General features: G+C 72.1%; 5 protein-coding genes. 2 read left to right on the plus strand and 3 right to left on the minus strand.

The window, feature by feature from the left end; genetic code table 11:
* On the plus strand, positions 1-296 hold a 296-nt coding region (locus GA0115259_RS29880), incomplete at its 5' end, for an ROK family protein (RefSeq protein ID WP_141716742.1).
* A 101-nt stretch (positions 297-397) separates the two neighbouring features.
* On the opposite strand, the gene GA0115259_RS29885 is transcribed toward GA0115259_RS29880, so the two are convergent.
* The 3 genes from GA0115259_RS29885 to GA0115259_RS40695 all read right to left on the minus strand — a co-directional run bounded on the left by GA0115259_RS29885 (position 398) and on the right by GA0115259_RS40695 (position 4261).
* The gene (locus GA0115259_RS29885) at positions 398-3220 is read right to left on the minus strand and encodes an AfsR/SARP family transcriptional regulator (protein ID WP_237540594.1); all 2823 of its coding nucleotides are present in this window, start codon (positions 3218-3220) and stop codon (positions 398-400) included.
* Between the two features lie 279 nt (positions 3221-3499).
* Positions 3500-3925: a hypothetical protein gene (locus GA0115259_RS29890; protein ID WP_141716743.1), complete on the minus strand. Its 426-nt coding sequence runs from the start codon at positions 3923-3925 to the stop codon at positions 3500-3502.
* A gap of 105 nt (positions 3926-4030) precedes the next feature.
* Positions 4031-4261: a hypothetical protein gene (locus GA0115259_RS40695; protein ID WP_176732699.1), complete on the minus strand. Its 231-nt coding sequence runs from the start codon at positions 4259-4261 to the stop codon at positions 4031-4033.
* A gap of 224 nt (positions 4262-4485) precedes the next feature.
* On the opposite strand from GA0115259_RS40695, the gene GA0115259_RS29900 reads away from it, so the two are divergent.
* Positions 4486-5394, plus strand: a 909-nt coding sequence (locus GA0115259_RS29900; RefSeq protein WP_093602804.1) for an NUDIX hydrolase, incomplete at its 3' end; no start/stop codon positions are given.

Genomic DNA, 5394 nt, shown 5'->3' on the forward strand with positions numbered 1-5394 from the left:
CGTCCTTCGACCGGGCGGCGCAGGCGCTGGCCGCCGGGATCGCCGCGACGGCCACGCTGGTGGAGATCCGTATCGCCGTCATCGGCGGCGGAGTCGCCAACGCGGGCGAGCTGCTCTTCGCGCCGCTGCGCCGCTCGCTCCAGGACTACGCGACGCTCTCCTTCGTCCAGCACATCAAGGTCGCGCCGGCGCTGACGGGCACGGACGCGGGCCTGGTGGGCGCGGCAGCGGCGGCGACACTGGCGATACGGGACGAGGCCACGCCGGCAGAGGTCACACCGACCACGGTCGCCTGACCTCGGGGAGGGACGCTTCGGACATGGGCCGAGGCAGGTTCGGGCCCCGGGGCTCCCGGTGAGCCGGCCCGGGGCTCGTGCTGAGTCAGGCTGTCGGGTGTTCAGTTCGTCGGGGTGTTCAGTTCTTGGAGCATCGTGCGGACGCGGTCGAGTTCGGTCTCGGGGTGGCCGATGCCGATGAGGACCGTGAGGGCCTGCTGCCAGGCCTCGCGCGCGGCGGGCAGCGCGCCCGTCGCCCGGTGGGTCTCGCCGAGGTGGATCAAGGTCTCCGCCTCGTTGAAGCGATGGCCCAGCGCCCGGTTGAGCCGCAGGCTGTGCCGGAAGCACTCCTTGGCGTTCCCGTGGTCGCCGATCCGCTGGTAGGCGTAGCCCAGGGTGTCCCAGGTGCCCGCCTGGCCGCGTTCGTCGTCGAGTTCCTGTTGCAGCGCCAGGGCCTCCTCGCAGTCGAGGACGGCCTGTTGGTAGTCGCCGCGCTGGATACGGTCCCAGCCGAGCGCGTTCAGTGCCCGCGCGCGTCCCGAGCGGTGGCTGCTCGAAGTGAAGAGGTCGAGGGCCGTCAGATCGTGCTCGTACGCGGCCCGCTCGTCGCCTTCCAGCTCGCACAGCCAGCTCAGCGTGAGATGGGCGTGCGCCCTGCCCGGATCGTCACCGAGATCCCTCGACAGGGCGAGCGCCACCTCCAGCTCGTCCCGGGCCTCGTCGACGCGGGCGGTCTGGGAGAGAGCCCAGGCCAGTCCACGGCGGCACTCGGCCTGCGCCGAGCGGTCGCCCAGCCGTACGGCCGCGGCCAGCGCCGCGCGCTGCGCGCTCTCCACCTCGTGCCAGTGCCCGAGCCGCGACTGAAAGGTGAGCGTCGCCCACGCCAACTGCCATACGCGCGCGTCCAGGCCGAGGCGCGCGGCGTGTTCGACGGCCGCGGTCAGCACCGTGTGCTCGCGGCTGAACCACTTCATCGCCTCGTCGTGGTCGGCGAGCCGTTCCGGCGTCAGACCGTCGGCCGGCGGCGGCAGCGTGAGCGGGTCCCGGTGCGGAAGGAGCAGTCTGTCGGCGGCGAACGCGGTGTGTACGTAGTGGTCGAGCAGCCGGTCGAGCGCGGCGGTGCGCTCGGCCTCGGTGTCGAAGCTCTGGGCGAGTTCGGTGGCGTACGCGCGCAGCAGGTCGTGGCAGGTGTAGCGGTGAGGCGTGTGCTCCTGGACGAGATGCGCGGAGTGCAGCGTACGCAGATGGGCGCGGAGACGGGAGAGCGGAAGCCCGGTGAGACTGGCGGCGGCCGGCAGCCCGATATCGGCGCCCGGCGCCAGGCTCAGCAGCCGGAACACCCGGGCCGTGGGCGCGTCGAGAGCCTCGTACGAGGAGGCGAAGACCGCCCTCAGGTCCGTCGCCGTCTCACCCGCGTCCAGGGCGTCGAGCCTGGTCGCCGCCTCGTGCAGCTCCGAGGCCAGCGCGGCGAGAGACAGCGCGGGATTCATCGTGGCGCGCGCGGCCAGAATGCTGATGGCCAGCGGCAGTCCGGCGCAGTGCTTCAGCAGCGTGGCGGCGGCGTCGGGCTCGGCGGCGATCCTGGCGGCGCCGAGATGGCGCGTCAGCAGTTCGAGCGCCTCCGTGTCGGTGAGGACATCCAGTGTGAGAGGCGTGCCGCCGTGCGCGGCGGTCAGCCCGGTGAGCTGATGGCGGCTGGTGACCAGGACCGTACAGGTGGGACTGCCGGGCAGCAGCGGCAGGACCTGGGTGGTGGAACGGGCGTTGTCGAGCAGGATGAGCAGGCGTTTGCCCGCGGTCAGGCTCCGGTAGAGCGCGGCCTGCGCGTCCGGGTCCGCAGGGATCGTGCCCGGTGGCGCTCCGAGGGCTTCCAGGAAGGCACGTACCACCACCGCCGCCGGTACAGGCTCTCCGGACGGCGAGAAGCCGCGCAGATCGGCGTAGAGCTGTCCGTCGGGAAAGCGCTCCTGGCGGCTGTGGGCCCAGCGCAGGGCGAGCCAGGTCTTGCCGATACCGCCGGTGCCGCCGATCGCCGAGATCACCACGGTGCCGCCGCGCTCGGCCCGTGGCTCCAGCAGCTTTCCCAGACGGGCGAGTTCGCGGCTGCGGCCGGTGAACATCGGCGGCGGAGCGGGCAGTTGCCGTGGTACGGGAGCGGGCGGCGCGGCCGGTTCCACGGGAGAACCGGAGGAACCGGGAGTACGGCGCACGGGCGCGGGCTTGTCGAGCACCGGGTCGGCGGTGAGGATCCGCTGACGCAGTTCGCGCAGCGGCGGTCCCGGGTCGGTGCCCAGCTCCGTGGCCAGCCGCTGCCGGATCTCCTCGTAGCGGGCGAGGGCGTCGGCGGGCCGGCCGCCGCGGTACAGGGCCAGCATGAGCTGGCCGACCAGCCGCTCGTCCAGCGGGTGCGCCTCGACACGGGTGGCCAGTTCGGCCGGCAGCCCGGTGTGCCGTCCCGACCGTAACCGGATGTCCACCAGGTCCAGTTCGGCCGCGTGTCTCTCCCGGCGCAGGGCCTCGCGCAAGGAGTTGAACCACGGGCTGTCCTGCTCGGTGGCGGCATCACCGCGCCAGAGCGCGAGCGCCTCCTCGAACAAGGCCTCGGCCTCGCTGTCGTCGGCCGTACGCGCCCGCTCGACCAGCTCGCGGAAACGGTGCAGGTCCACGGCGGACGTGTCGACGGTCAGTACGTAGCCGCCGGAGCGCCGCTCGATGTCCGCGTCGCCGGCGGCCGGCGAAAGGGCCTGGCGCAGCCGGGAGATATAGCTGTAGAGGGACGCCTGCGCCCGCTGCGGAGGGCGCTCGCCCCATACCCGGTCGATCAACTGGTCAACCGACACGAGCCGGTTGGCGTCGGCCATCAGCGCTGCCAGCACACAGCGCTGCCGGGCATGTCCCAGCTCCACCGGCCGGCCGTCGAGCCGTGCCTCGATGGATCCGAGCAAGCCGAACTCCACCGGCAACCCCATCACCCCCTGGCCCGGACCTTAACGCCGAAAGTCTGGGCCGACCTGCTGATTCCAGGTCTTCTCAAGGTTGGCCCAAAGTCGGCCAGGGAGAGTACTCCTCGGCGCGGGAGCCGACGGGGGACGCGGCGGGGGAGAGAGTGCCCGGCAGTGGCACGGCCGCGATTCGGCTCCGGGCCGGGCCACGCACGGGGGGCGTGGCCCGGCCGGCGTCGTCCGGTGCTCCCGTACCAGGAAGATCCGCCCTGTCCTCACCGGCTACCGGGTCGTCTGGCACGCCACGCGCCGGCTGCCGCGGAACTTCACGCACAGCTCCACGTCGTTGCCGGTGTCCGCCGTGGGCCAGCGATAGGTCAGCGCCTTGCCCGAGCGGGTGGCCATCGCCGTGTCGATGTGCTGCCCGTCGCGGAAGAGCGCCACCGGCCGGGCGGTGACATGCTCCGGCGGATTGGTCCAGATACCGGTGACCGCGTTCCGTCCGCCCTCGCCGTCCAGCCGGATACAGATCTGCGGGCCGGAGAAATGGTGGGTGCAGGCGCTGCTGTCGGCCGTCGCGGGAGGCGCGGTCAGTGAGACGGCGATGCCCGCGAGCGCGAGCGTCAGGGCGGACCGCCGCCCGCGCGGGCGGCGTCCCGGGCCGGTGAGTGCGGCGGGGACGGCCGGAGCGGCCGGTGTTCTGGGCATACGCATAACGGATGTCTCCGGGTCGTACGGCGCTCGGGTGCGGGACCGGCTCGGGTACGGGACGGGCGCGCGGACAGCGCCCTCACGCACTCCTACGACTTACGGCTATGACTGCGGGCGCGGGCGTGGCTGTGGCTGTGGCAGCGGTAGCGGTAGCGACTGCGGGGCGGACTCGGTCGCCTGCTGCGGCACGACCACGAGGAAGACGTCCGAGTCGAGGTCCATCACCACCTCCGCCGGTGTCCCCTCGTCCCTGCGCGCCCGCGCGAACTCCTCCGCGGGCCAGCTGCCGCGCGGCCCTCCCGCGGGAAATTTCTCCAGCACCGTCCGGCACATTGGATGCCCCCTTGTCACATCGAGTTCCAACGACGTTCCTCGGGATTGTGTTACGGCCCGGCACGGACATCGGTTCGTACAGTGGACGTTCCCGGCCTCGGTACGACATCGAACCGGCCACAGCTCGGCCACAGCACCGCGTGGAGCCCATGGCCCGATCGGGCCGGGGGTTTCCGGGGCAGGGTGTTGCGGGCAGTCCACTGGGGGCTACGGAAGGGGGGACCGTGATCGTTTGGATCAATGGCGCGTTCGGAGCGGGCAAGACCAGTACCGCACGCGAACTGATCGACCTGATCCCGAACTGCACACTGTACGACCCCGAGCTGATCGGCGGGGAAGTGGAGCAGCTTCTGCCGCAGAAGCGGCTCGCCGAGGTCGGCGACTATCAGGATCTGCCGATCTGGCGGCGTCTGGTGGTCGACACCGCGGCGGCCCTGCTGGCCGAGGTGGGCGGCGTGCTGGTCGTGCCCATGACCTTGCTGCGGCAGGAGTACCGGGACGAGATCTTCGGCGGGCTCGCCTCCCGGCGTATCCCGGTGCGCCATGTGCTGCTTGCCACAGACGAAACGATCCTGCGGGGACGGATAGCGGCTCGTCAGGTGGCGGAGGACGATCCCGAGGTGAACGAGCGCACCCGGCGGTGGTGCTACGAACATATCGAGCCCTACCGCGCCGCGCTCGGCTGGCTGACCGGCGACGCCCATGTCATCGACAACACCGGACTCACGGCCCGGGAGACGGCCGTCTCCCTCGCGGCGGCGGTACGGACCGGCGCGGCCCGCGTCAGCGAGATCGTCCAGACGCCCGAGCCGACCGCCGAGACGCTCGCCGCCGGAGTGCTGCTCTTCGACGAACAGGACCGGGTGCTGCTCGTGGACCCGACGTACAAGCCCGGCTGGGAGTTCCCGGGCGGAGTGGTGGAGGCCGGCGAGGCACCCGCACGGGCCGGGATACGGGAGGTCGCCGAGGAGATAGGCATACAGCTGACCGAGGTACCCAGACTGCTGGTGGTCGACTGGGAGCCACCGCGGCCACCGGGCTACGGCGGGCTGCGGCTGCTCTTCGACGGCGGGCGGCTGCCGCCGCGGCTGGCGGGGACACTGCTGCTGCCCGGACGCGAGCTGAGAGGCTGG

Source organism: Streptomyces sp. MnatMP-M17, assembly GCF_900091995.1.
Lineage (GTDB): Bacteria > Actinomycetota > Actinomycetes > Streptomycetales > Streptomycetaceae > Streptomyces.

Bases quoted from the DNA above. Each gene is read 5' to 3' on its own strand.
- GA0115259_RS29890 (WP_141716743.1), bottom strand. From the start codon at position 3,925: ATGCCCAGAACACCGGCCGCTCCGGCCGTCCCCGCCGCACTCACCGGC.
- GA0115259_RS40695 (WP_176732699.1), bottom strand. From the start codon at position 4,261: ATGTGCCGGACGGTGCTGGAGAAATTTCCCGCGGGAGGGCCGCGCGGC.